General features: G+C 67.4%; 24 protein-coding genes. 19 read left to right on the forward strand and 5 right to left on the reverse strand.

The genetic code is table 11. From position 1 onward, the window contains the following. Positions 1–127: 127 nt before the first annotated feature. Entirely contained in the window at positions 128–1,789 is a 1,662-nt protein-coding gene (locus OP498_RS17315; RefSeq protein WP_280554618.1) for an electron transfer flavoprotein-ubiquinone oxidoreductase, read from the reverse strand. A 399-nt stretch (positions 1,790–2,188) separates the two neighbouring features. Between OP498_RS17315 and OP498_RS17320 the strand changes: the two genes are divergently transcribed. The 8 genes from OP498_RS17320 to OP498_RS17355 all read left to right on the forward strand — a co-directional run bounded on the left by OP498_RS17320 (position 2,189) and on the right by OP498_RS17355 (position 8,762). Continuing rightward, on the forward strand, positions 2,189–2,953 hold the full coding sequence (locus OP498_RS17320) for an electron transfer flavoprotein subunit beta/FixA family protein (RefSeq protein ID WP_280554595.1): 765 nt from the start codon (positions 2,189–2,191) through the stop codon (positions 2,951–2,953). Continuing rightward, the gene (locus OP498_RS17325; protein WP_280554596.1) at positions 2,950–3,888 is read left to right on the forward strand and encodes an FAD-binding protein; all 939 of its coding nucleotides are present in this window, start codon (positions 2,950–2,952) and stop codon (positions 3,886–3,888) included. The genes OP498_RS17320 and OP498_RS17325 overlap by 4 nt, the downstream gene beginning before the upstream one ends. Positions 3,889–4,079: 191 nt before the next feature. Then, positions 4,080–4,691: a superoxide dismutase gene (locus OP498_RS17330; RefSeq protein ID WP_280554597.1), complete on the forward strand. Its 612-nt coding sequence runs from the start codon at positions 4,080–4,082 to the stop codon at positions 4,689–4,691. A 153-nt stretch (positions 4,692–4,844) separates the two neighbouring features. Then, positions 4,845–5,648: a DUF3450 domain-containing protein gene (locus OP498_RS17335; protein WP_280554600.1), complete on the forward strand. Its 804-nt coding sequence runs from the start codon at positions 4,845–4,847 to the stop codon at positions 5,646–5,648. A 47-nt stretch (positions 5,649–5,695) separates the two neighbouring features. Next, positions 5,696–7,033: a MotA/TolQ/ExbB proton channel family protein gene (locus tag OP498_RS17340; protein ID WP_280554621.1), complete on the forward strand. Its 1,338-nt coding sequence runs from the start codon at positions 5,696–5,698 to the stop codon at positions 7,031–7,033. Beyond that, positions 7,017–7,550 carry a MotA/TolQ/ExbB proton channel family protein gene (locus OP498_RS17345; protein ID WP_280549883.1) on the forward strand — a complete coding sequence of 178 codons (534 nt, stop codon included), beginning with the start codon at positions 7,017–7,019 and terminating at the stop codon, positions 7,548–7,550. The genes OP498_RS17340 and OP498_RS17345 overlap by 17 nt, the downstream gene beginning before the upstream one ends. Continuing rightward, positions 7,543–7,953, forward strand: a complete 411-nt coding sequence (locus OP498_RS17350; RefSeq protein WP_280549875.1) for a biopolymer transporter ExbD — start codon at positions 7,543–7,545, stop codon at positions 7,951–7,953. The genes OP498_RS17345 and OP498_RS17350 overlap by 8 nt, the downstream gene beginning before the upstream one ends. Beyond that, positions 7,950–8,762: a TonB family protein gene (locus OP498_RS17355; protein WP_280554602.1), complete on the forward strand. Its 813-nt coding sequence runs from the start codon at positions 7,950–7,952 to the stop codon at positions 8,760–8,762. The genes OP498_RS17350 and OP498_RS17355 overlap by 4 nt, the downstream gene beginning before the upstream one ends. 119 nt (positions 8,763–8,881) lie before the next feature. Here the strand turns inward: OP498_RS17355 and xthA are convergent, their stop codons facing one another. Both xthA and OP498_RS17365 read right to left on the reverse strand, forming a co-directional pair. Continuing rightward, on the reverse strand, positions 8,882–9,709 hold the full coding sequence (gene xthA / locus OP498_RS17360) for an exodeoxyribonuclease III (protein WP_280554604.1): 828 nt from the start codon (positions 9,707–9,709) through the stop codon (positions 8,882–8,884). 2 nt (positions 9,710–9,711) lie between these two features. Beyond that, positions 9,712–9,963 carry a hypothetical protein gene (locus OP498_RS17365; protein WP_280554607.1) on the reverse strand — a complete coding sequence of 84 codons (252 nt, stop codon included), beginning with the start codon at positions 9,961–9,963 and terminating at the stop codon, positions 9,712–9,714. Positions 9,964–10,131: 168 nt separating this feature from the next. On the opposite strand from OP498_RS17365, the gene rhlB reads away from it, so the two are divergent. Together rhlB and dinG are read left to right on the forward strand one after the other, a co-directional pair. After that, positions 10,132–11,406: an ATP-dependent RNA helicase RhlB gene (rhlB, locus tag OP498_RS17370; RefSeq protein WP_280554608.1), complete on the forward strand. Its 1,275-nt coding sequence runs from the start codon at positions 10,132–10,134 to the stop codon at positions 11,404–11,406. Positions 11,407–11,412: 6 nt separating this feature from the next. Further along, entirely contained in the window at positions 11,413–13,554 is a 2,142-nt protein-coding gene (gene dinG / locus OP498_RS17375; RefSeq protein WP_280549865.1) for an ATP-dependent DNA helicase DinG, read from the forward strand. Positions 13,555–13,558: 4 nt separating this feature from the next. Here the strand turns inward: dinG and OP498_RS17380 are convergent, their stop codons facing one another. Further along, entirely contained in the window at positions 13,559–14,638 is a 1,080-nt protein-coding gene (locus OP498_RS17380) for a 3-deoxy-7-phosphoheptulonate synthase (RefSeq protein WP_280549862.1), read from the reverse strand. A gap of 313 nt (positions 14,639–14,951) precedes the next feature. On the opposite strand from OP498_RS17380, the gene rpoE reads away from it, so the two are divergent. The 9 genes from rpoE to recO all read left to right on the forward strand — a co-directional run bounded on the left by rpoE (position 14,952) and on the right by recO (position 24,360). Next, positions 14,952–15,557: an RNA polymerase sigma factor RpoE gene (gene rpoE / locus OP498_RS17385; protein ID WP_280549860.1), complete on the forward strand. Its 606-nt coding sequence runs from the start codon at positions 14,952–14,954 to the stop codon at positions 15,555–15,557. A 190-nt stretch (positions 15,558–15,747) separates the two neighbouring features. Then, positions 15,748–16,455 carry a sigma-E factor negative regulatory protein gene (locus OP498_RS17390; RefSeq protein WP_280549858.1) on the forward strand — a complete coding sequence of 236 codons (708 nt, stop codon included), beginning with the start codon at positions 15,748–15,750 and terminating at the stop codon, positions 16,453–16,455. Then, positions 16,455–17,453: a MucB/RseB C-terminal domain-containing protein gene (locus tag OP498_RS17395; protein ID WP_280554609.1), complete on the forward strand. Its 999-nt coding sequence runs from the start codon at positions 16,455–16,457 to the stop codon at positions 17,451–17,453. The genes OP498_RS17390 and OP498_RS17395 overlap by 1 nt, the downstream gene beginning before the upstream one ends. A gap of 71 nt (positions 17,454–17,524) precedes the next feature. Further along, positions 17,525–18,958, forward strand: coding sequence for a DegQ family serine endoprotease (locus OP498_RS17400; protein WP_280554610.1), 1,434 nt, complete (start codon positions 17,525–17,527; stop codon positions 18,956–18,958). 181 nt (positions 18,959–19,139) lie between these two features. Continuing rightward, positions 19,140–20,957, forward strand: coding sequence for a translation elongation factor 4 (gene lepA, locus OP498_RS17405; protein WP_280554611.1), 1,818 nt, complete (start codon positions 19,140–19,142; stop codon positions 20,955–20,957). A 14-nt stretch (positions 20,958–20,971) separates the two neighbouring features. Then, positions 20,972–21,775 (forward strand): signal peptidase I, encoded by an 804-nt coding sequence (lepB, locus tag OP498_RS17410; protein WP_280554613.1) that lies wholly within the window; start codon positions 20,972–20,974, stop codon positions 21,773–21,775. 93 nt (positions 21,776–21,868) lie between these two features. Next, the gene (gene rnc, locus OP498_RS17415) at positions 21,869–22,573 is read left to right on the forward strand and encodes a ribonuclease III (protein ID WP_280549848.1); all 705 of its coding nucleotides are present in this window, start codon (positions 21,869–21,871) and stop codon (positions 22,571–22,573) included. Continuing rightward, positions 22,570–23,469: a GTPase Era gene (era, locus tag OP498_RS17420; RefSeq protein ID WP_280554614.1), complete on the forward strand. Its 900-nt coding sequence runs from the start codon at positions 22,570–22,572 to the stop codon at positions 23,467–23,469. The genes rnc and era overlap by 4 nt, the downstream gene beginning before the upstream one ends. A gap of 180 nt (positions 23,470–23,649) precedes the next feature. Beyond that, on the forward strand, positions 23,650–24,360 hold the full coding sequence (gene recO, locus OP498_RS17425; protein WP_280554615.1) for a DNA repair protein RecO: 711 nt from the start codon (positions 23,650–23,652) through the stop codon (positions 24,358–24,360). Between the two features lie 90 nt (positions 24,361–24,450). Here recO and OP498_RS17430 read toward each other — a convergent pair. Further along, positions 24,451–24,653, reverse strand: a 203-nt coding sequence (locus OP498_RS17430; RefSeq protein WP_280554617.1) for a hypothetical protein, incomplete at its 5' end; no start/stop codon positions are given.

A 24,653-nucleotide genomic window follows, 5' to 3' on the forward strand; every position in this document is an offset into this window, starting at 1 on the left:
CAATGATGGCGTCTTGGCTTACGGCTTACGGCTTACGGCTTACGGCTTACGGCTTACGGCTTACGGCTTACGGCTTACGGCTTACGGCTTACGGCTTACGCGCCGAGCGGAGCTCGACGCGGGACGCTTACATATTGGGATAGTTGGGCCCGCCGCCGCCTTCCGGTGCCACCCAGGTGATGTTCTGGGCCGGGTCCTTGATGTCGCAGGTCTTGCAGTGGATGCAGTTCTGGAAGTTGATCTGGAACTTGGGGTGACCTGCGTCGTCCTCGATCACCTCGTACACGCCCACCGGGCAGTAGCGCTGGGCCGGCTCGGCGTACTCGGGCAGGTTGTCGCGGATCGGCAGCTCGGGGTCGGCGAGCTTGAGGTGGCAGGGCTGGTCCTCCTCGTGGTTGGTGTTCGACAGGAACACCGAGGAAGGCTTGTCGAAGGAGAGCTTGCCGTCGGGCTTGGGGTAGTCGATCTTCTCACACTCATTGGCGGGCTTGAGCGTCGCATGGTCCGGCGTGGTGTCGTGGACGTTGGGCAGCTTGCCGCCGAGCAGCTGGTTGGCAAAGTTGTAGGCGCCGCCGCCCAGGGTGCCGTACTTGTGGATCGCCGGGCCGAAGCTGGCGCTCTCCTCGAGTTCGGTATAGGCCCAGCTGGCTTCCCACTTTTCGGTGAAGGCGGTCAGCTCCTGGCCGCCCTCGTCGCCTTCCGCCGTTGCTTCACGATCGTTTAGCGCCTCGAACACCGCCTCGGCGGCTACCAGGCCGGACTTCATGGCGGTGTGCAGGCCCTTGATCTTGGCGAAGTTCAGCGTGCCGGCGTCGCAGCCGATCAGCAGGCCACCGGGAAATGTCATCTTCGGCAGGCAGTTCAACCCGCCCTTGGCGATGGCCCGGGCACCATAGGCGACCCGCTTGCCACCCTCGAGATGTTTCGCCAGCACCGGATGGTGCTTCATGCGCTGGAACTCGTCGAAGGGCGACAGCCAGGGATTCTGGTAGGAGAGGTCCATGATCAGGCCGACCACCACCTGCTGGTTCTCGGCATGGTAGAGGAACCAGCCGCCATGAGTGTGCTTGTCCAGGGGCCAGCCGGAACCATGCAGCACCAGCCCGGGCTCATGCTGCTCGGCGGGCACGTCCCACAGCTCCTTCAGGCCGATACCGTAGTGCTGCGGGTCCTTGCCCGCGTCGAGCTCGAAGCGCTCGATCAGCCGCTTGCCCAGGTGGCCGCGGGCGCCCTCGGCGAACAGGGTGTACTTGGCGCGCAGCTCCATGCCCGGCATGTGGCCATCCTTGGGCGCCCCGTCGGCGCCCACCCCCATGTCGCCGATCAGGATGCCGCGCACGGTGCCGTCCTCGTCGTGGATCACCTCCTGGGCGGCGAAGCCGGGGAAGATCTCCACACCCAGCGCCTCGGCCTGCTCGGCCAGCCAGCGGCAGAGGTTGCCGGCGCTGATCACGTAGCGCGTGAGGTCGCCGCCGGTGTTGTGCATGGAGGGCGGCACCAGGGCATTGGGCAGCTTCTGGCCCTTCTCGGCATCCTTGAGCAGGTAGACCTCGTCGCGGCTGGCCCGGGTGGTCAGCGGCGCGCCACGCTCCTCCCAGTCGGGGAACAGCTCCTGCAGGGCGCGGGGTTCGAAGATCGCCCCGGAGAGGATATGGGCGCCCACCTCGGAGCCCTTCTCCACCACGCACACCGTGAGCTCCTGGTCGGCCTCATTGGCCTGCTGCATCAGCCGGCACGCGGCAGCCAGGCCCGAGGGCCCGGCGCCGACGATGACCACATCGAAATCCATGGAATCGCGTTCGACTTGTTCTTCCACCTGAGCTCTCCTCACTGTTCACTGTCCCGGCGACGTGGCCACCGGATGCGACCAACGTCGGAAGGATTTAAAACGGTCGTTTGCTTCTAGCCATGCCCCATGATAGGCATAATAGCGTTAAAGGGTCACCCCCTGCGATGGTGCAGTGCGTCATGGCCTGGCTGTTCCCCGGCGGCGCGAGGATTGTTGATCAGGATGTGGCTATGGCACATTGGATATGTTTTACGGTGCTGCGCCTATCAAACGCTTGCATGAAACGAATAAGGGTATGCCAGCCGGTTCCTAAGGAGGCAGGTCTCCTCCCGCCGCGACGCGGGGCAGAGGCCGCTTCTCCAACCATCAGGTTCCCAGTGTGAACCAAGCGAGGACACTATGAAGGTACTCGTCGCGGTCAAACGCGTCATCGACTACAACGTCAAGATCCGGGTCAAGCCGGACAACAGTGACGTCGACCTCACCAACGTCAAGATGGCCATGAACCCCTTCTGCGAGATCGCCGTGGAGGAGGCGGTGCGCCTGAAGGAGCGCGGGGTGGCCACCGAGATCGTCGCCGTCACCGTCGGCCCCAAGGCCGCCCAGGAGCAGTTGCGCACCGCCCTGGCGCTGGGCGCCGACCGGGCGATCCACATCCAGACCGACGAGCGCGTCGAGTCGCTGGGTGCGGCCAAGGCGCTGGCCAAGGTGGTCGAGGAGGAGCAGCCGGGCCTGGTGATACTGGGCAAGCAGGCCATCGACACCGACAACAACCAGACCGGCCAGATGCTCGCCGCGCTGACCGGCCGGCCCCAGGGCACCTTCGCCTCTGAAATTACTGTCGAGGGCGAAGGTGATGAAAAGCGGCTGCAGGTGACCCGCGAGATCGACGGCGGCCTGCAGACCGTCGAGTTGACCCTGCCGGCCATTGTGACGACGGACTTGCGCCTCAACGAGCCGCGCTACGCCAAGCTGCCCGACATCATGAAGGCCAAGAAGAAGCCGATGGACGTCAAGAGCCCGGCGGAGCTCGGCATCGAGGTGGCCTCGAAGGTCAAGCTGCTCAAGGTCGAGCCGCCGGCCGAGCGCCAGGGCGGCGTCAAGGTGGGCTCGGTGGACGAGCTGGTCGACAAACTCAAGAACGAGGCGAAGGTGATTTCATGAGCATTCTGGTTCTGGCCGAACATCACGACGGCGCCCTAGCCGGCGCCACCGCCCATGTGGTCGCGGCGGCTCAGCAGATTGCCAAGCACGGCGGCGGCGATATCGACGTGCTGGTGGCGGGCGAGGGCGTTTCCGCCATCGCCGAGGCCGCGGCCAAGCTGGACGGCGTGTCCCGGGTTCGCGTGGCCGACCATGCCGCCTACGCCCACCTGCTCGCCGAGCCCACCGCGGCGCTGATCGCCGAGCTCGCCGGCGACTACAGCCACGTGCTGGCCTGTGCCTCCACCACCGGCAAGAACGTGCTGCCGCGCGTCGCCGCGCTCAAGGACGTCAGCCAGCTCTCCGAGATCATCGCCGTGGAGAGTGCCGACACCTTCAAGCGCCCGATCTATGCCGGCAACGCCATCGCCACCGTGCAGAGCGAAGATGCGCTGAAGGTGATCACCGTGCGCGCCACCGGTTTCGATGCCGTCAGCGAAGACGGTAGCGCGTCCATCGAGGCGGTCGACTTCGTCGCCGACAACGCCCAGTCGACCTTCATCAAGGAGGAACTGGCCCAGTCCGACCGTCCCGAGCTGGGCGCCGCCAAGGTGGTCATTTCCGGCGGGCGCGGCATGGGCAACGGCGACAACTTCACGTTGCTCGAGGGCATCGCCGACAAGCTGGGCGCCGCCATCGGTGCCTCGCGCGCCGCGGTGGACGCCGGCTTCGTGCCCAACGACATGCAGGTCGGCCAGACCGGCAAGATCGTCGCCCCGGACCTCTATATCGCCGTGGGCATCAGCGGGGCCATCCAGCACCTGGCGGGCATGAAGGACTCCAAGGTGATCGTGGCGATCAACAAGGACGAGGAGGCGCCGATCTTTCAGGTCGCCGATTACGGATTGGTGGCGGACCTCTTCGAGGCGCTGCCAGAACTGGAAAGCAAGCTGTAGGGAGATAACTTCCAGGTGGCGCCAGCGCGCGGGCCGGTCCCTTGGGGGCGGCCCGCGTCGTTCAGGGCGTCGATTAACGTCTTCTATACAAGGAATAACAGGAATCATTAGCAACAAGTGCCGTTCCCTGCCATCCTCGTAGGTGAACCGGGCCTACGGGGCCTATCCGACATCAACAAGGAGGAGTGATCATGGCGCATATCCTTCCTGATCTTCCCTATGCCTACGATGCCCTGGAACCGCATATCGATGCGTTGACCATGGAGATCCATCATTCCCGTCACCACCAGACCTATGTCAACAACCTCAATGCCGCCCTCGAAGGGACCGGCCTCGAGGACGTGCACGTGGAGGAGTTGATCGCCAACCTCGACCATGTGCCGGAGGGCAAGCGCCAGGCGGTGGTCAACAACGGCGGTGGCCATGCCAACCACTCGATGTTCTGGCAGATGATGTCGCCCGGCGGGGGAGGAGAGCCCCAGGGCGAGGTGGCCCGTGCCATCGAAGCGGAACTGGGCGGCTTAGATGCCTTCAAGGACGCCTTCACCAAGGCGGCACTGGGCCGCTTCGGCAGCGGCTGGGCCTGGCTCTCGGTGACCCCGGAGAAGTCGCTGGTGGTGGAGAACACCCTCAACCAGGACAGTCCCATCATGCACGGCAATACGCCGGTCCTGGGCCTGGATGTCTGGGAACACGCCTACTACCTGAAGTACCAGAACAAGCGCCCGGACTATGTGGCGGCCTTCTTCAACGTGATCAACTGGGAGGACGTCGAGCGTCGCTACCGCAATGCCACGGCCTGAGGCCGCGCCTTCCTTCCTCCAGACAAGCCGTGCCCTCAGGGGTGCGGCTTTTCTGTGCGTCGCGCCAGTGCAGACGATAACCATGTGCATTGATAATCGTTCGTATTGGTGGCATGGTGGGCGCTCTGCCCGGGACCACGATGGAGAGCCACGGTGAGGATCTTTCGCTTACAATTGCCATTCGGCATCGCCATCGGCGTGCTGGCCGCCGGCATGCTCCAGGCACAGCAGCCTGTGGTCGAGGAGGCGAGCCAGGCCCAGCACGCCCAGGCCGAGCTTCAGGCGCACATCGACGCGGCCGACGAGGAGAGTCGCAAGATGCTCCGCGAGCTGCGCCGGGTGGAGGCCGAGACCCGGCGCCTGGAGGCGCGCAGCGACGCCCTGGCGCCACGCCTCGAGCGCCGGGGCGAGCGCCTGGACCGCCGCGAGGCAGCGCTGGATACGCTGGCCGAGACCCGTGAAGTGCTGCCGGAAATCGAGCAGGCGCTGATCTCGCGCCTGCAGGCCTGGGTGGAGCGCGATCTGCCGTTCCTGAAGGATGAGCGCCTGGCCCGCGCCGCGGGTCTCGAGGCCGGCCTGGCCGATCCCGGCGCCTCGGCCGCGGAGCGCCTGGATCGACTCCTCGCCGCCTGGCGTACCGAGCTCGACTACGGCCGCGAGCTGGACGCCTGGCGCGGCACCCTGAACGAGGGGAGAGATGAGGGTGACGCCCGCCGTGAGGTGGACTTCCTGCGCCTGGGGCGGGTGGGTCTCTACTACCTGACCCCCGACGGGCGTGAGGGCGGTGTGTGGCGGGCCGATGCCGATCGCTGGGAACCACTGGATGAAGCCGGACGCATGGAGCTACGCCACGGCCTGCGCATCGTCCGCGACCAACGGGCACCGGAACTGCTGACCCTGCCGATCTCCCGGCCCCTCGAGCGGGCAGATACCACTGATGCGGAGGCGAGCTCATGAGCCATCCCTGGACGCGTGCCGCACGCCGTACCCTGGTGGGGCTGGTCATGGGCGGCCTGTTGATCGTCGGGCTGCCCGCCCAGTCTCAGGACGAGCCCCTGACCACTCTGCGCGCCGAGCGCGAGGCGGCCGAGGCCCGCGATGCGGCGCGGCTGGCCGCGTTGGTCGAGGATCGCGGCGCCCTGCAGGCGGCCCTCCAGCAGGCCCGCGAGGCCCACGACGAGGCTGAGGCGCGCTTCGCGGCCCTGTCGGAACAGCAGCAGGCCCAGCAGGTCCGCCGCGACGTGCTCGACGAACGCCAGGACGAGCAGGGTGAGGATATCAGGGCGGTGCTGGACACCCTGGCGCGTCACAGCGGCGAGCTGCGCGATGACCTGGCGGAGAGCTGGATCACGGTGAGCGGCGCGGCATTGCCGCCGCGCCTGGATGACGCCGAGGTACTCCGACCCGAGCACCTGGAGACCCTGGGCGATGCGCTGATAGCGCTGACCGCCGAGACCGGCCGGGTCGTCGCCTTCGACATGCCCGTGGCGGCGAGTGATGGCCGGCTCGCCACTCGCGAGGTGGTGCGCCTGGGTGATCTGGCCGCTTTCAGCGCGGGCGCACTGCTGGAGCGCGGCGCCGAGGAGGGCGTGCTCGCCACGGCGCCACGCACCCCGGGAGAGGTCAGCGAGCTGCTCGCCGACTTCCAGGCCGGGGAGGGCGAGCGGCTGGCGCTGGACCCTACCCGGGGCCAGGTCATCGAGGCCCTGGCTCAGCGGCCGAGCCTCACGGAGCGCTTCCAGCAGGGCGGCGCCGTGGGCTATGTGGTGGTGGGCCTGGGCGGCATCGGCCTGCTGATGGCGATGCTGCAGTATGCCTACCTGCTCAGGGTGAGCGTGGCGACCCGCCGCCAGCGGCGCGACCTCAGCCGGCTACGCGAGGACAACCCGCTGGGCCGGGTGCTGCTGCGCTTCCGGGCGCTCGCCGACGATCCGGTGCCCGAGGCGCTGGAAGCGCGCCTCGACGAGGCGGTGCTGGCCGAGTTGCCGCGGCTCGAGCGCGGCCAGGCGCTGGTCAAACTGCTCGCCGCGGTGGCCCCGTTGCTGGGCCTGCTGGGCACCGTCACCGGGATGATCGTCACCTTCCAGGCGATCACGGTATTCGGCACCGGTGATCCCCAGCTGATGGCCGGCGGCATCAGCCAGGCGCTGGTCACCACCGTGTTGGGCCTGATCACCGCCGTGCCGCTGTTGTTCGCCCATACCGCCCTGGCGGGCCGTAGCCGTCACCTTGCCGGGGTGATGGAGGGCCAGGCCAGCGCGGCCCTGGCCGAACAGCTCGAGCATCGTCAGGTCGCCCCGAAAACTTCAGGGAGCGAGCGCCGTGCTGCCGCTCTGGCTTGAGCCCCTGGCGCGGCTGGTCGATGCCGGTGGGATCATCCTGGTGGGCATCGCCGGGGTGGCGGCACTGCTCTTCAGCTTGGCCCTGGAGCGGCTGCTGTTCTTTCGTATTACCTACCGCCGCGCGCGCCGCGCGCTGATCGCGCGCTGGGCGTCGCGCCCCGACCACCTGAGCTGGAGTGCCCGGACCCTGCGTGAGGCCTGGACCCGTGAACTGCTCGGCCGGCTGCGGCGTCCGTTGCCCTGGCTGAAGCTGCTGGTGGGGCTCTGCCCGCTGCTTGGTCTGCTGGGCACCGTCACCGGCATGATTGCCGTGTTCGACAGCCTGGCGCTGAGCGATACCGGCCAGGCCCGCGCCATGGCCGACGGCGTGGCGCGGGCCACCCTGCCGACCCTGGCCGGGATGGCGGTGGCAGTGGTGGGTCTGCTGTTCACCAGCCGACTGGAACAGCTCATCCGGCGCGAGGACCAGCGGCTGCATGACCGCCTGGCCCGCGCCGTGGAGGAATACCATGCGTAGACGCCGCGGCCTGACCGCCGAGGGAGGCGACGCCGGCGAGGTCAACCTGACCCCGATGCTGGACGTGGTCTTCATCATGCTGATCTTCTTCATCGTCACCACCAGCTTCATCAAGGAAAGCGGGGTAGAGATCGAGCGGCCCGAATCCAGCGCCGCCAGCCCTCAGCCCGACGCCCAGCTGATGGTGGCGATCACCTCGGGGGGCGCCGTCTGGGTGGACGGCCGGCCGGTGGATGCCCACCGCGTCGGCGAGGCGGTCGCCGCCCTGGTCAGTGGCGACGGCGGAGTGGTGATCCAGGCCGACCGCGAGGCCACCACCGGCCGGCTGATCGAGGTGATGGATCGTATCCGCGAGGCCGGTGTGGAGCAGATCGCGGTGGCTGCGACCCAGGGCACGCCATGATCCGGGTGCCCCTCTCGGCGCTGGCCGGCGTGTCCATGGCGCTGCTGCTGTTCTGGCTGCTGGCACTGCTGGTCGTGCCGCCGGAGCAGACGATTGAGCGGCCGGATGCTGCCGTGCCGCTGAAGCTGGCCTCGATGACGGAGGTCGTCGAACCCGCCGCGCCGGAAGCCGCGCCGGCCCCGGAAGAGGCGCCGTCTCCCTCCCTCGCCGAGGCCGAGTCCTTGCCTGAGCGACCCGACGCGATCCCCCTGTCTGAGCCTGATCCGCAGCCGGAGCCGGAGCCGGAGCCGACCCCAGCGCCGGAGCCAGTGCCAGAATCGACTCCAGATCCGACTCCCGAACCGGCGGCAGTCCCAGAACCGGAATCGATCCCTGATCCGGCACCAGCACCGCAGCCTGAGCCAGCATCTGCGGCGCCTTCCGAGCCCGTGGCCCTCGCCGCCGAGGAAAGCGCCGAGGAAAGCAAGCCCGCCGATGCTGCGCTGGAGGCTGTCTCCACCGCCGAGCCGGCCGGTCAGGGGAGTCAGGCCAGTGACGTGCCCGTGGAAGTGGGTGAGGCCATCCCGGTCAGCCGGGTGCCGCCAAACTACCCGCGGCGAGCCCTGCGACGGGGGCTGGAAGGCCATGTGGAGCTGGAATTCCTGATTCAGCCGGACGGTCGCGTTGACCCCTCGAGCATTCGGGTGCTGGAGGCTCGGCCGCGCAGGGCCTTCGAGGCGGCCGCCGAGTCGGCGGTGGCGGAGTGGCGTTTCGAGCCAGATGGCCGTCTGCGTCGGGCGCGGCAGCGGCTGGAGTTCCAGCTCAGATAGGCTGCGACAGGGAGCCCCCCATGACCTGTCTTCGGGGTCACCACCGGCTGGCTGCTGATGGCGTTCATGCCGGCACCGGGCGCCGGGTGCCTATATTGCCGCGGGCCAGTCGGGCCGGCTTACAGCGCGAGCTCCGTCCACACTGGCGCGTGGTCGGAGGGCTTCTCCATGCCACGCAGGTCATAGTCGATGCCGGCATCCGTCACCTTCTCGGCCAGCGGCGCGCTGACCAGGATATGGTCGATGCGCAGGCCGCGCCGGGGCTCGCGCTCGAAGCCGCGGGAGCGATAATCAAACCAGCTGAAGCGGTCGTCCGTCTCCGGGTAACGCACTCGATAGCTGTCGGTGAGTCCCCAGCCCTTGATGCCGGCGAGCCAGTCGCGCTCCACCGGCTGGAAGCTGGTCTTGCCCTCGCGCAGCCAGCGCTTGCGATTGGCCTCGCCGATGCCGATGTCGTGGTCCTCGGGGGAGATGTTGAAGTCGCCCATCACCGCCAGGCGCTCGTCGGGGCGGTGCTGCGTTTCCAGCAGGTGCTGAAGCTGAGCGTAGAAGGCACGCTTGTGGGGAAACTTCGCCGGGTGCTCGACGTTCTCGCCCTGGGGAAAGTAGCCGTTCCACACCGTCAGCGGGTCGCCATCCCCGCCACGCAGGCGCACCCCGATCATGCGCCGCTGGGCCGCCTCGCCGTCGTCGGGGAAGCCATGGAAGATCGCCTCCGGTTCGCCGCACTGGGCCGTGTCGACCATCAGCGCCACGCCGTAGTGGCCCTTCTGGCCGTGGTAGAAGACGCGATAGCCCAGCGCCTCCACCGCCGCCACGGGGAACTCGCTATCCTGGACCTTGGTTTCCTGCAGGCCGATCAGCGTCGGGCGATGTGCCTCGATCAGGGCGGCGAGCTGGTGCAGGCGGGCGCGGATGCCGTTGATGTTGAAAGAGACGAGACGCATCGTCAGTCGTCCTTCCGCTCGGGGGTGTCGTTGCCCGATGTCTCGGGGTGGATGGCGATCGGCTGTCCCGATTCCTGGCGGGCCATCTTGCGGGCCGCCTGCAGCTTGCGCTGCTGGCGCTTCTTCTGGGTGAAGCGGGTCGTCGAGGTGACCTGGTCGGGATTCTCGTGGCGCCACTTCTTGAAATCCTTGCGCTTGCCGGTGCGGATCTGCACCTTGTCGGCGAGCGAGCGAGTCTTCTTCTGGCGTGTCATGATGCAACTCCTTGCATGAATGGGTGCCATTCTACCAGTCGCGGCGGCCCTGCCGACAGCGACGAACCGGCGGTAGACGTCCGGGGGCGCCCTCGGCGCCGGAGACTGGTACAATGCCGGCATGCGTCATGCACCCCATCCACCGATACGGATAAGACAGCACAGCCTATGAGCGAGTCGGAACAGACCACAGCACCGGCCCAGAACCGCAAGCCCAAGCGTCGTCGGCGCAAGCCGCGCCGTCGCCAGTCGAACTGGGATCTGCGCCAGTTCCAGGTCCCCGTCGTGGCGGGCAAGTGGCGCTTCCATGACTTCGACTTGCCGCTGCCGTTGATGCGGGCCATCCATGCCCTGGGCTTCGAATACTGCACGCCCATCCAGGCCGAGGCCCTGGCCCAGACCCTGCTGGGCGGTGACGTGGTCGGCAAGGCCCAGACCGGCACCGGCAAGACGGCCGCCTTCCTGATCTCGATCCTGGCCTACTTCCTCGAAGAGGAGGTTCCCAACGGCCAGAAGCCGGGCGCACCGCGGGCGCTGATCGTGGCCCCGACCCGCGAGCTGGCGCTGCAGATCGAGAAGGACGCCAAGGCCCTGGCGCGCTTCACGGATCTCAAGGTCGCAAGCGTCGTGGGCGGCATGGACTACCAGAAGCAGCGCGAGGCGCTGGGGGGCAAGCTCGACATCCTGGTCGCCACGCCCGGACGGCTGCTGGACTTCCATGAGAAGCGCGACGTCGACCTCACCCAGGTGGAAGTGCTGGTGCTGGACGAGGCAGACCGCATGCTCTCCATGGGCTTCATTCCCGACGTCAAGCGCATCATCCGCCACACGCCGAACAAGGAGCAGCGCCAGACCTTCCTGTTCTCGGCCACCTTCAGCCAGGACATCCTCAACCTGGCCAGCCAGTGGACCCATGAGCCGGCCCATGTGGAGATCGAGGTCACCGTCGACAACGCCGCCGATATCGACCAGCGCGTCTATATGGTCGGCGACGAGGACAAGCAGCGCCTGCTGGTCAACCTGCTCAAGCAGGAGAGCTTCGACCGCGTCATGGTATTCGGCAATCGTCGTGACCTGGTGCGCAAGCTCGACGACCTGCTCGAGAAGGCCGGTATCAGCGCCGCCATGCTCTCCGGCGACGTGCCCCAGAACCAGCGCATCGAGACCCTCGAGAAGTTCCGCGAGGGCCAGATCCAGGTGCTGGTCGCCACCGACGTGGCGGGGCGCGGCATCCACATCGAGGATGTCAGCCACGTGATCAACTACACCCTGCCGGAAGACCCCGAGGACTACGTGCACCGCATCGGACGCACCGGCCGCGCCGGCGCCAAGGGGGTATCGATCAGCTTCGTGGGCGAGGAGGACGCCTTTTCGCTGCCCGAGATCGAGCGCTACATCAACGACAAGCTGCCCTGCGAGCACCCGCCGGAAGGCCTGCTCTGACGGCCCATGCTTGAAGAGGCGCTGAAGGCCGAGATCCAGGACGCCTATCGGCGGGTGCTCGAGGGCCTCGAGCTCACTCCGCGCTACGGTCAGCGGCTGATGATCGCCGAGATCGCCCGCACCCTGGCGGGCATCGAGGCCGACGAGGCCGGCCGGCGCGTCAGCGACGAGCACGTTTGCGTGCTCGAGGCCGGCACCGGCACCGGCAAGACCCTGGCCTACCTGCTGGCCGCGCTGCCGGTGGCCAAGGCCCGCGGCAAGCGGCTGGTCATCGCCACCGCCACCGTGGCCCTGCAGGAGCAGGTGCTCCATCAGGACCTGCCGGCGCTCAAGGCCCACAGCGGACTCGACTTCGACTATGCCCTGGCCAAGGGGCGCGGGCGCTATGTCTGCGTGGCGCGTCTCGACCAGGCGCTGGACGGCGGGGAGGAGAACGCCACCCTGTCGCTCTTCGAGCAGTCTCTGGCCAGCGGCGGCGACGACTTCCAGGCGCTGGTCAAGGACCTGGGCGAGGCCTACGGCAACGGCCGCTGGGAGGGCGATCGCGACAGCTGGCCCGAGGCCATCGAGGACAGCCACTGGCGCCGCCTCACCGTGGACCACCGTCAGTGCACCAACCGCCGCTGCGGCCACTTCGGGGCCTGCGCCTTTTTCCGGGCTCGCCGCCATCTCGAGAGTGCCGATGTCATCGTCGCCAACCACGACCTGGTGCTGGCCGACCTGGCGCTGGGCGGCGGGGTGGTGCTGCCGGCCCCGGGCGACTGCATCCACGTCTTCGACGAGGGGCATCACCTGCCCGACAAGGCCCTCCAGCATTTCACCTACCGTTTCGCGGTGGGCGGGGCGCTGCGCTGGCTGAAGACCCTGAAGAGCTCGCTCAGCGAGCTCAACCAGGCGCTGGCCGTCCAGCCGACCCTGGCGCGGCTGCTGGCGGGGCTCCCGGAGGCGATCAACGCCTTGGAGCCCCGGCTCGGCGAGACCTTCGCCCTCGGCCACCAGCTGGCCGGCCGCCCCCAGGGGTTGGCCGACGGCGAGGAGAGCCGGCACCACCGTCTGGAGATGGGCCGAGCCCCCGAGGCGCTGCGCGAGCAGGCGGGTGGCCTGGTGGTGGTCTTCGCCGAGCTCTCCCGCACTCTGGAGAGCATGGCCGACATCCTGCGCGAGAGCCTCGACCCGGACAAGCACACCGGACTGCCGCGCGAGCAGGCCGAGGCCTGGCTGCCGCTGGTGGCGCTGCTCCACGGGCGTGCCCTGGAGGCCCATGCGCTGTGGCTGGCCTTTGCCGAGACCGATCCCGACGGCGAGCCCCCGCGCGCGCGCTGGCTGACCCTGGAGCGCTTCCATGGCGAGCCCGAGCTGAGCTTCTCGGCGAGCCCGGTCTCTGCCGCCCACACCCTCGCCAAGTCTCTGTGGGGAAGTACCTTCGGGGCGGTGATCACCTCGGCGACGCTCACCGCGCTGGGCCGCTTCGAGCGATTGCAGGAACGCGCGGGGCTGGCCAACCGCTATCGCTATCAGCGCCTGCCCAGTCCCTTCGATTACTCGCGGGCGGTGCTCAGCGTGCCCCGTGAAGCGGTTGATCCCGCCGACCGCGAGGGGCACGAGCGGGCCATCGTCGACTTCGTGGAAGCGCTCGGTGAGCAGGAGGCAGTGCTGATGCTGTTCTCGTCACGGGCCCAGCTGCGCGGTGTCGAAAAGGCGCTCTCCCGGGGCCGCCGCGAGCGGGTGTTGGCCCAGGACCGCCTGCCCAAGCGCGAGCTGATCAGCCGCCACCGGGCGCGGGTGGATGCGGGGGAGGGCAGCATCATCTTCGGCCTGGCGAGCTTTGCCGAGGGGATCGACCTGCCCGGTGACTACCTCACCCATGTGGTGATCACCCGGCTGCCCTTCTCGGTGCCGGATGATCCGGTCGGGGCGACGCTGGCGGAGTGGATCGAGAGCCGCGGCGGCAATGCCTTCATGCGCATCAGCGTGCCGGATGCCTCAATCAAGCTGGTGCAGGCCTGTGGCCGGCTGATCCGCAAGGAGGCCGACCATGGGCGCATCACCCTGCTCGATCGCCGGGTGCTGACCCGCCGCTACGGGCGGGCGCTGCTCGATGCCCTGCCGCCCTTCGTGCGCGAGATCGACGGGGTACGTGAGGTCTGAGGGGTCAGGTGGCCTGGCGTCGCTCGGCCAGCACCGGCGCGAGCTTCTCGTTCATGCGCTTGAAGGATTCGATCGTGGTGTCCCAGTCGATGCAGGCATCGGTGATGGAGACGCCGTACTTGAGCTGGCTGAGATCCTCGGTCAGCTTCTGGTTGCCCCAGCCGATATTGGACTCGACCATCAGGCCGATGATCGAGTAGTTGCCGTCGAGGATCTGGTTGGTGACGTTCTCCAGCACCAGCGGCTGCAGGGCCGCATCCTTGTTGGAGTTGGCATGCGAGCAGTCGATCATGATGTTGGGCGTGATCCCGGCCTTCTTGAGTTCCTGCTCGGCCAGCGCCACGCTGACGCTGTCGTAGTTGGGCTTGCCGTTGCCGCCGCGCAGCACCACATGCCCGTAGGCGTTGCCGCGCGTGCGGATGATCGCCACCTGGCCGGCCTGGTCGATGCCCAGGAAGTTGTGGGGGTGGGAGACGGACTGCAGGGCATTGACCGCGACGTCCAGGCTGCCATCGGTGCCGTTCTTGAAGCCCACTGGGCAGGAGAGCCCCGAGGACATCTCGCGGTGGGTCTGGGACTCGGTGGTGCGCGCACCGATGGCCGACCAGCTGATGCAGTCCTGGATGTACTGGGGCGAGATGGGGTCCAGCGCCTCGGTGGCCAGCGGCAGGCCCATCTCGGCGAGCTCGACCAGCAGCTTGCGGGCGATGTGCAGGCCCTCCTCGATCTCGAAGGAGCCGTTGAGGTGGGGGTCGTTGATCAGGCCCTTCCAGCCCACCGTGGTGCGGGGCTTCTCGAAGTAGACGCGCATCACGATGTAGAGGCTGTCCCTGACATCGTCGGCCAGCTGGCGCAGGCGGCGGGCGTAGTCTAGGGCGGCATCCACGTCATGGATGGAGCAGGGGCCCACCACCATCAGCAGGCGAGGGTCACGGCCGTCCAGGATGGCCTGGATCGTCTCGCGTCCCTCGATCACCGTGTGTTCGGCGGCCTCGGTGAGGGGGATCTCCCGCTTCAGGGCCTCGGGCGTGATCAGGACGTCCTGGGCGAGAACGTTGAGGTTATTGACCTGCTGCTCTGACATTGTGCTTCCTGTGTCGTGTCTGCGCTGATGGCGATGTCCAGTGGCATCTACTATCTACTATCGCGCGCGGGGCCAGCAAATTCAATCGCCATGCGAACCCGTCCGGGCGCGGCCGGTCCCATCGACGGCAGCAGGGCAAGGCAACCGGCTTGATGGACGTTCAAGAAACAGGAACACTTGTACCTCTCGTGATTCATGACCCTGACCATTCAGCGGCTCCAAGGCCCAGGTTGACACTATGCTAGTAATGCCAGACCGTTCGCGACCCGCCGTTGGGTCGCTATCCGCACCTCTCTGTTCGGGGAGGGCCTGAATGGGCACCCGGGAAACCGACCAGCAGCTCGTCGAGCGCGCCCAGAAGGGGGACACCCGCGCCTTCGACCTGCTGGTGAAAAAGTACCAGCACAAGATCATCGGCCTGATCGGTCGCTACGTGCATGACCACGCCGAGGTGCAGGATGTGGCGCAGGAGGCCTTCATCAAGGCCTACCGGGCATTGGGCAAGTTCCGCGCCGAGAGCGCCTTCTACACCTGGATGTACCGCATCGCCATCAATACCGCGAAGAACTACCTGGTCTCCAAGGGGCGGCGTCCGCCGGGCAGCGACCTGGACATCGTCGATGCCGAGATCGTCGACCACAGCGGACGACTGGCCGATACCGAGACCCCCGAGGCCGCGCTGGCCCGCGACCAGCTCGAGGCGGCCATCTTCGAGGCGATCGAGGGCTTGCCCGATGACCTGCGGACCGCGATCACCCTGCGTGAGCTCGACGGCCTCTCCTACGAGGACATCGCCGCTATCATGCAGTGTCCCGTGGGTACCGTCCGCTCGCGGATCTTCCGGGCCCGGGAGGCGGTGGACCAGCATATCCGCCCGCTCGTCACCACCTCCCGCAACCAGGAGACGGTGGTCGAATGAGGTGAAACTGCAAGCTTTTTGACGATTTGCTGAACTGTCCGCCATCCGCGACGTCATATGCGGTGACCGGCCTGCCACTAGCAGGCAACTACATGCCGACGCGGTCAGGGCGACACGCGCCGATGTCGGGATCAACAGGCTGTCAAAGGACCCGGACCGGGTCGCCTTGTCGAGTGTGAGGGTGTGAAGAATGAGTCAGAACGCACGGGAATCGCTTTCTGCCCTGATGGACAACGAAGGGGATGAGCTGGAGCTTCGTCGAGTGCTTACGTCACTGGACGACGCCCCGGATGCGGCCGAGACCTGGCGCCGCTACCATCTGATGCGCAGCCTGATGCGGCGCGAACCGGGGGTCGATGTCGCTACCGATCTTTCGGCGGGCATCATGGCGCGTCTTCAGGACGAGCCGGTGCCCCGGGTCGATGCCGGCGAGGCGTCCGGGCGTCCCATTACGCTGGCGCGTGGCGCCGGCATCGCGGCCGCGGTGTCGCTGATGGTCATCAGCGGCGTGCAGTTCTACAACGGCAGCCTCGATGCGGGTCAGACCCCCACCGAAGTGGCTTCCCAGGGCCAGCCGGTGGGCGAGCAGCAGGCGAGTCCTGCCGCTTTCGGCGGGTCGGGGCTGGCCGCCTCTGGCGTCGATAGCCGTTCCTCGCTGCCGGGTCTGCCGCTCTTCCAGACCCCCTCCGGGGATTCCCGGGGCGTGATGACGGTGGGGGCGGACTTCGATTCGCCGTTGTTCCTCTCCCCGCGGCAGTCTGCCCGGGGTGACCAGCAACAGGCACAACTGCTGCAGTCCTATCTGGACCGCCATGCCGAGGGCGCGGCCTACCGCAGTGGAGATACCTGGATGCCGCTGCTGCGCGCGTCCGGTAGCGAGTCCCTGGGGCAGCACTGATGCGTCAGGGTCGTCCGACCCGTCTGCTCGGCGCGATGCTGGTCGCGGCCCTGCTGAGCCTCTCGTCAGGCGCCGTGGCTCAGTCCGACGCCGATCCGTCCCCGGCCGAGCGGTTCGACTGCCGCTCCCTGGCGGAGCGTGAGCCACCCGAGACCGCCCAGGAGTGGCTGGAGCGCAGCCTCTGGTCCAACCACTGCTACGATTTCCAGGCACGGGCGGTACGCATCGGCGGCGACGGGGTCCGTTCCCTGGCGCTTTCCCATGATGTCGTGGAAGGCGTCGAGCGCGAGGTGGCGCGGTTTCTGGACGGCCCCCCGGTGGTCTTCGAGCGGCGCGGGCGCATCGGTCGCTTGAGCTGGGCCGAGGGTAACGCCCCGGTGCCGGCCTCACCGTCGGGCATCGCCGAACACCTCGATGGCCTCTATCGCCTCCAGCTGAGCGGTGAGGAGCGTCTTGCCAATCGCACCACCCTCCGCCTCGACATCGAACCCCTGGATGGCATGCGCTACGGCCACCGTTTCTGGCTCGACACCGCCACGGGGCTGCCGCTCAAGCACATCCTGCTGGACGAGCATGGACGCGTGGTGGAGACCTTTCAGATCACCGAGCTGCGTCAGCCCCAGCTGCACCAGGGGGAGATCGAGCTCGACCGACGCCGTGCCCGCCCGCAGGATCCCTGGCACCCCGCCTGGCTGCCCACGGGCTTCATCCCCCAGCCGGTGGAGTCCCGCAGTTCCCGTCATGACGATGACATCGGCCACCGGGTCTTCAGTGACGGCCTCGCCACCCTCAGCCTGTTCGTGGAACCCGTGGAGGGGGCGGACCAGCTGATCCCGGGCATGCATCGCCTCGGCGTCTCCTACGCGGCCGTCCGCCAACGCAAACTCGGCGGTCGGACCCGCCAGGTCGTGGCGATGGGGGAGCTGCCACCCGGTGTCCTGCTGCGTGTGGCCGATTCGGTGGAGTGGCAGGACGGCGCTGAGGGCGATATGCCCTGAACCTTTTGACACCCAGGCGGTATGTAAGGACACATCCTTTTTTCCTATCCCTTGTCGAGCAGGAGCCTTTCATGAAGCGCATGACACGACACCTTTCCCTTTGGATGCTGCTCGCCACGGCCCTGCTGGTGTGGCAAACGGCCGTGGCCCGGGACCTGCCGGACTTCACCGAACTGGTCGATCAGGCCGCGCCCGGGGTGGTGAACATCTCCACCTCGCGGATGGTGGAGCGCACGGCGTCGCCCTTGCACAACTTCGGCGATCAGGAGATCCCCGAGATCCTGCGTCGCTTCTTCGGTGATCGCTTCGACGACCGTGTCCCGATGCCGCCCGGCGGGGGGCCGGAGCGCCGTGAGGAGCGCCAGTCGCTGGGGTCGGGCTTCATCATCGACGAGGCCGGCTACATCATGACCAATGCCCATGTGGTGGAGGGCGCCGACGAGATCCTGGTGCGGCTCAACGACCGGCGCGAGCTCCAGGCCGAGCTGGTCGGGGCCGATGCCAAGACCGATGTCGCCTTGCTCAAGGTGGACGCCGAGGGCCTGCCGACTCTCACCCTGGGCGACTCCGATGACCTGCGGGTGGGGGAGTGGGTCGCCGCGATCGGCTCGCCCTTCGGTTTCGACCACTCGGTGACGGCCGGCATCGTCAGTGCCATCGATCGCACCCTGCCCCGCGATGCCTACGTACCCTTCATCCAGACCGACGTGGCGATCAATCCGGGCAACTCCGGCGGTCCGCTGTTCAACCTGGATGGCGAGGTAGTCGGCATCAACTCGCAGATCTTCACCCGCAGCGGCGGCTTCATGGGACTCTCCTTCGCGATCCCCATCAACGTGGCGCTGGACGTGGCCGACCAGCTGCGTGACGGCGGTCGCGTCAATCGTGGTTGGCTGGGGGTGATGATCCAGCCGGTGTCCCGTGACCTGGCCGAGTCCTTCGGCATGGACAACCCTGAGGGCGCGCTGATCGCCGACCTCGACCCCGAGGGGCCGGCCGCCCGCGGCGGGCTCCAGGCCGGTGATGTCATCCTCGAGGTGAACGGCGAGGCGGTGGAGAGTGCCAGCACCCTGCCGCGGCTGATCGGACGGGTCAGCCCGGGCGGCGAGGTAGCACTGACGCTGCTGCGCGACGGTAAGCGTCGCGAGGAGACCATCACCGTGGGCGATTGGCCCGACAGCGAGGTTAGTGCGGCGAATGGCCAGGGCGAAGAGCCGGCGTCGGCACGGCTGGGCATCGCCGTGCAGCCGCTGGAGGAGGCCGAGCGGCGTGATCTCGGCATCGAGGGCGGCGCCCGGGTGCGCGAGGTGGACCCGCGTGGCGCCGCCGCGCAGGCGGGCATCCGTGCCGGCGACATCCTGGTCAGCATCGACCAACGCGTGGTGGAGGACCCCGACCAGCTTGCCGAACTGGTCGCCGAGCTGCCCGATGATCGGGCGATCCCGGTGCGTCTCTACCGCGACGGCCGTTCGCTGTTCGTGGCGCTGCGACTCTCCCACGGCTGATCTCGCTGTCCCACCAAGCGACAGTGATCGCGCGACCCGACGGCAGCCGCCGTCGGGTCGCTGTATCTGGCCGGCGCATCCCGCTACAATGGCGCCCAATCCGATCAGAGCCCGCCAGCCGACCGCAACGCGATCCATCCTGTCGGCCGTGGCCCGACACCCACAAGGCAGAATCGACTCGATGTCCCAAGATGCAACCTCCGACCCCCTCAAGCACATCCGCAACTTCTCGATCATCGCGCACATCGACCACGGCAAGTCGACCCTGGCCGATCGCCTGATCCAGACCTGCGGTGGGCTGACCGAGCGTGAGCTCAAGGAGCAGGTGCTCGACTCCATGGACCTCGAGCGCGAGCGTGGCATCACCATCAAAGCGCAGTCGGTAACGCTGGACTACCATGCACAGGACGGTAACACCTACCAGCTGAACTTCATCGACACCCCGGGGCACGTGGATTTCTCCTACGAGGTCTCGCGGTCGTTGTATGCCTGTGAAGGCGCGCTACTGGTGGTTGATGCCGGTCAGGGCGTCGAGGCACAGTCGGTGGCCAACTGCTATACCGCCATCGAGCAGGGTCTCGAGGTGCTGCCGGTGCTCAACAAGATGGACCTGCCCCAGGCCGACCCGGACAAGGTCTCCCACGAGATCGAGGAGATCATCGGCCTGGATGCCACCGACGCCTGCCAGGTCTCGGCCAAGAGCGGGCTGGGCATCGATGCGCTGCTCGAGCGCCTGGTGCGCGACATCCCGCCCCCCAAGGGCGACCCCAAGGCGCCCCTCCAGGCGCTGATCATCGATTCCTGGTTCGACAACTACCTGGGCGTGGTCTCGCTGGTGCGGATCTTCGATGGCACCTTGAAGAAGGGCGAGAAGATCCGCATCAAGTCCACCGGCGGCGACTGGCAGGTCAACGAAGTGGGGATCTTCACCCCGCTGCGCCGTGAGACCGGCATCCTGCGCGCCGGTGAAGTGGGGTTCATCGTGGCCGGGATCAAGGAGATCCATGGCGCCCCGGTGGGGGATACCATCACTCACACCAAGACCCCGGACGTCGCGCGCCTGCCTGGCTTCCAGAAGGTCAAGCCGCAGGTCTACGCCGGGATGTTCCCGGTCAGTGCCGATGACTACGAGGACTTCCGCGACGCCCTCGAGAAGCTGGCGCTCAATGATGCCTCGCTGGGCTATGAGCCGGAGAACTCCGACGCCCTGGGCTTCGGCTTCCGGGTCGGCTTTCTCGGTACCCTGCACATGGAGATCGTCCAGGAGCGCCTCGAGCGCGAATATGACCTGGATCTGCTCACCACGGCGCCCACCGTGGTCTACGAGCTGGCCATGAAGAACGGCGCGGTCAGCTACGTCGCCAACCCCTCCAAGCTACCGGACATGGCCGACGTGGAGGAGATGCGCGAGCCCATCGTGCGCGCCAGCATCCTGGTGCCCCAGGAGTTCGTCGGCAATGTCATCACCGAGTGCGAGCAGCGCCGCGGCACCCAGCTCGACATGCAGTTCCTCGGCAGCCAGATCCAGCTCACCTACGAGCTGCCGATGAGCGAGGTGGTGATGGACTTCTTCGATCGCCTGAAGTCCATCTCCAAGGGCTATGCGTCGCTCGAGTACAACTTCGAGCGCTTCCAGGCGGCCCAACTGGTGCGCCTGGACGTGCTGATCAACGGTGACCGGGTCGATGCCCTGGCGGTGATCATCCATCGCGACCATGCCCACAGTCGCGGCCGCCTGTTGGTCGAGAAGATGAAGGAACTGATCCCGCGGCAGATGTTCGACGTGGCGATCCAGGCGGCCATCGGCGGCCAGGTGGTGGCACGTTCCACCGTCAAGGCGCTACGCAAGAACGTCACTGCCAAGTGCTACGGCGGCGATGTCAGCCGCAAGAAGAAGCTGCTCGAGAAGCAGAAAGCAGGCAAGAAACGCATGAAGCAGGTCGGGCGGGTGGAAATTCCCCAGGACGCCTTCCTTGCTGTGCTCAGGGTCAACGACTAGGGACGGATAACCGCATGGACTTCTCTTTGATGCTGGTGGTGGCGGTGGCCGTCACCGGAATGATCTGGCTGATCGATCTGCTCTGGTGGCGTCCTGCCCGCCGACAGCGGCTGGGCACGGCCGAGGCCGGCACCACCGAGGGACTCGGCGAACGAGCCCGCGAGAAGGCGCTCAAGGAGCCCTGGCCGGTGGACTACGCCCGCTCCTTCTTCCCGGTGCTGCTGGTGGTACTGATACTGCGCAGCTTCGTGGTCGAACCCTTCCAGATCCCGTCCGGCTCGATGCGCCCGACGCTTGAAGTCGGTGACTTCATCCTGGTCAACAAGTTCACCTACGGCCTGCGGCTGCCGGTGGTCAACACCCGCTTTCTTGAAGTTGGTGAGCCGGAGCGGGGCGACGTCATGGTGTTCCGTTTCCCCGACGAGCCTTCCGTCAACTTCATCAAGCGGGTGGTGGGCCTGCCGGGCGACCGGATCCGCTATGCGGACAAGCAGCTGTTCGTCAACGGCGAGGCGGTGCCCAAGCGGCTGCTCGAGGCCGGCCCCCTCAAGGCGCCCACCGAGCTGCTGCTGGCCGAGCAGATGGGCGGACAGGAGCACCGCATCTACAATAATCCTCGGGCCCCCGGCCCCCAGGTGCGCGAGCTGGTGGTGCCGCAGGGGCACTACTTCGCGATGGGCGACAACCGTGACCACTCCAACGACAGCCGCTACTGGGGCTTCGTGCCGGAGGAGAACATCGTCGGCCAGGCCTTCGCCGTCTGGATGCACTGGGACGGCGGACTGCCGAGCTTCACCAGCGTGCGCCGTATCCAGTAGGGCAGCACCTGCCGCTCCTTGGGCCTGGCGGCTTGCGTACGTCGCCAGATTCAGACACACCCCCACGTTCGCCATCAATTATGCAGGAGCTCCGTGAGCAACTCCCTCAACGCCTTCAGCCGCCGCATTGGCCATGACTTCGCCGACCCCGGTCTGCTCGAGTTGGCCATGACCCATCGCAGCTATGGCGGCCAGAACAACGAACGCCTCGAGTTTCTCGGTGATTCCATCGTTAACTTCATCATCGCCGAGGTGCTCTTCCAGCGCTTTCCCCAGGCCCGGGAAGGGCAGCTGTCGCGCCTGCGCGCGCGCCTGGTCAAGGGCCCGACGTTGGCCGAGCTGGCCCGGGAGATGGCCTTCGGCGACTGCCTGCGGCTGGGCTCCGGCGAGATGAAGAGCGGCGGCCATCGCCGTGAATCGATTCTCGCCGATGCCGTCGAGGCGGTGCTCGGCGCGATCTACCTGGACGCCGGCATGCAAGTCGCCCGGGCCCGGGTGCTCTCCTGGTATGCCGAGCGGCTCGAAGCCATCAGCCTCGACGATACCCAGAAGGATCCCAAGACCCGCCTGCAGGAGTTCCTGCAGTCGCGTCAGGTGCCCCTGCCGCGCTACGAGGTGACCTCGGTGGAGGGCGAGGCCCATGCCCAGACCTTCACCGTCGAGTGTCAGGTTGAGGTGCTCGAGGAGCACACCCTAGGCGTCGGCGCGAGTCGGCGCCATGCCGAGCAGCAGGCTGCCGCCCAGGCGCTATCGCGCCTTGAGCCGGTCAAATCCAACAGCACGGGGGGCCGCCCATGACCACCACCTGCGGTTTCGTGGCCATCGTCGGCCGTCCCAATGTCGGTAAGTCGACGCTGATGAACCGGATCCTCGGCCAGAAGGTCTCGATCACCTCACGGCGTCCTCAGACCACCCGCCACCAGGTGATGGGCATCAAGACCGAGGGCGAGGCCCAGTACATCTACGTCGACACCCCCGGCATCCATATCATGGCCAAGGATCGCAACAAGGCGATCAACCGCTTCATGAACCAGGCCGCCGTCCAGGCCCTGCGCGACGTGAACTGCGTGGTCTTCATCATCGACCGCACCCGCTGGAGCGACGAGGACCAGGTGGTGCTGCAGCGCCTCGAGCACGTCGAGGCACCGGTGGTCCTGGCCGTCAACAAGGTCGACCGCCTGCAGGACAAGGCCAGCCTGCTGCCCTGGCTGGAGCAGGTCGGCGCGCGCCGCGACTTCGCCGCCATCGTGCCGATCTCTGCCAAGCACGGCACCAACGTGCCCGAGCTCGAGGGCGAGGTCGCCAAGCACCTGCCCGAGAGCGTGCACTACTTCCCCGAGGACCAGATCACCGACAAGAGCCAGCGCTTCCTGGCCGCTGAGCTGGTGCGCGAGAAGGTGATGCGCCAGCTCGGCGACGAGCTGCCCTACCAGATGACCGTGGAGATCGAGGAGTTCCGCGACGAGGGGCGGGTGGTGCACATCAGCGCGCTGATCCTCGTCGAACGGGCCGGGCAGAAGAAGATCCTGATCGGCGAGAACGGCGAGCGCATCAAGAACATCGGCCGCGAGGCGCGCCTGGACATGGAGCGGGTGCTGGGCGCCAAGGTGATGCTCAACCTCTGGGTCAAGGTCAAGCGCGGCTGGTCCGACGACGAGCGGGCGCTGAAGAGCCTGGGCTACGACCTGGACTGATTGGTAAGCGCCAGGCTACAAGCGTCGAGCCGCCAAGGAAGGAGTCGCAAGGAGCGGCGAACGCCTTGCGACTTGGATCTTACCCTTCGCTTGGCCGCTTGGCCGCTTGGCCGCTTGGCCGCTTGGCCGCTTGGCCGCTTGGCCGCTTGGCTGCTTGGCTGCTTGTCCGAAGGATCGATCATGCAACCCCAACCAGCTTTCCTGCTCCACAAGCGCCCCTACCGCGAGACCAGCGCCCTGGTGGAGCTGCTGACCCTGCACCACGGGCGTGTCAGGGCCGTGGCCCAGGGCGTCCAGCGCCCCGGGTCGCGCTCCCGCGGGCGGCTGCAGCCCTTCGCCCCGCTGCACGTCACCTGGGTCGGCGAGGGCGAGCTCAAGCGCCTGCGCTTGATGGAGGGACACGGCAGCGCGGCCCTGCTGGCCGGCGAGGGGCTGCTCTGTGGGCTCTATGCCAACGAGCTGCTGACCCGGGTGCTGCCGGTGGAGCTACCCGTCGCCGAGGTCTTCGCCTTCTACACCGCCATGCTCGAGGCGCTGCCACGGCCCGAGGGACGCGCCGGCGTGCTGCGTCGGCTCGAGGTGGCGGTGCTCGAGGTGCTGGATGCCTGGCCGCGCTTCACCGATCCCGAGGGGGGTGAGCTCGATCCCCAGCGTCGCTATGTCCTCGATCCGGCCTCACGGGCCTTCGTGGCCGGCGAGGCCGGCATCGACGGGCGCACCCTGCGCTTGCTGGCCCGTGGTGACTGGTCCCAACCCGGGCTGGCCGGCCCCGCCAAGGCGGTCACCCGGGCGGCGCTGGCCCCGCTGCTCGGCAGCCGTCCGCTGCGCTCCCGCGAGCTGATGCGCCAGCTTGCCCAGCGTCGCCGTGCCGGGCTTCGCCCGGAGCTGTAAGCCATAAGCTTGAAGCTCTAAGAGTCGTGCTTCATCCGTCGCTGGTAAAACGCCCGCATCGCGGGCATGGGTTTGAGGTAACGCCTAGTCTCAGGTGTTGGTGGCAACATGCTGGCTTCCAGCTTCCAGCTTCCAGCTTATCGCTTTACCCTTGACTCCTTGCCACTTGCCACTTGCCGCTTGCCGCTTGGCCGCTTGGCCGCTTGGCCGCTTGGCCGCTTGGCCGCTTGGCCGCTTGGCCGCTTGGCCGCTTGGCCGCTTGGCCGCTTGGCCGCTTGGCCGCTTGGCCGCTT

The organism is Halomonas sp. 25-S5 (assembly GCF_029889845.1).
Taxonomy (GTDB): domain Bacteria; phylum Pseudomonadota; class Gammaproteobacteria; order Pseudomonadales; family Halomonadaceae; genus Halomonas.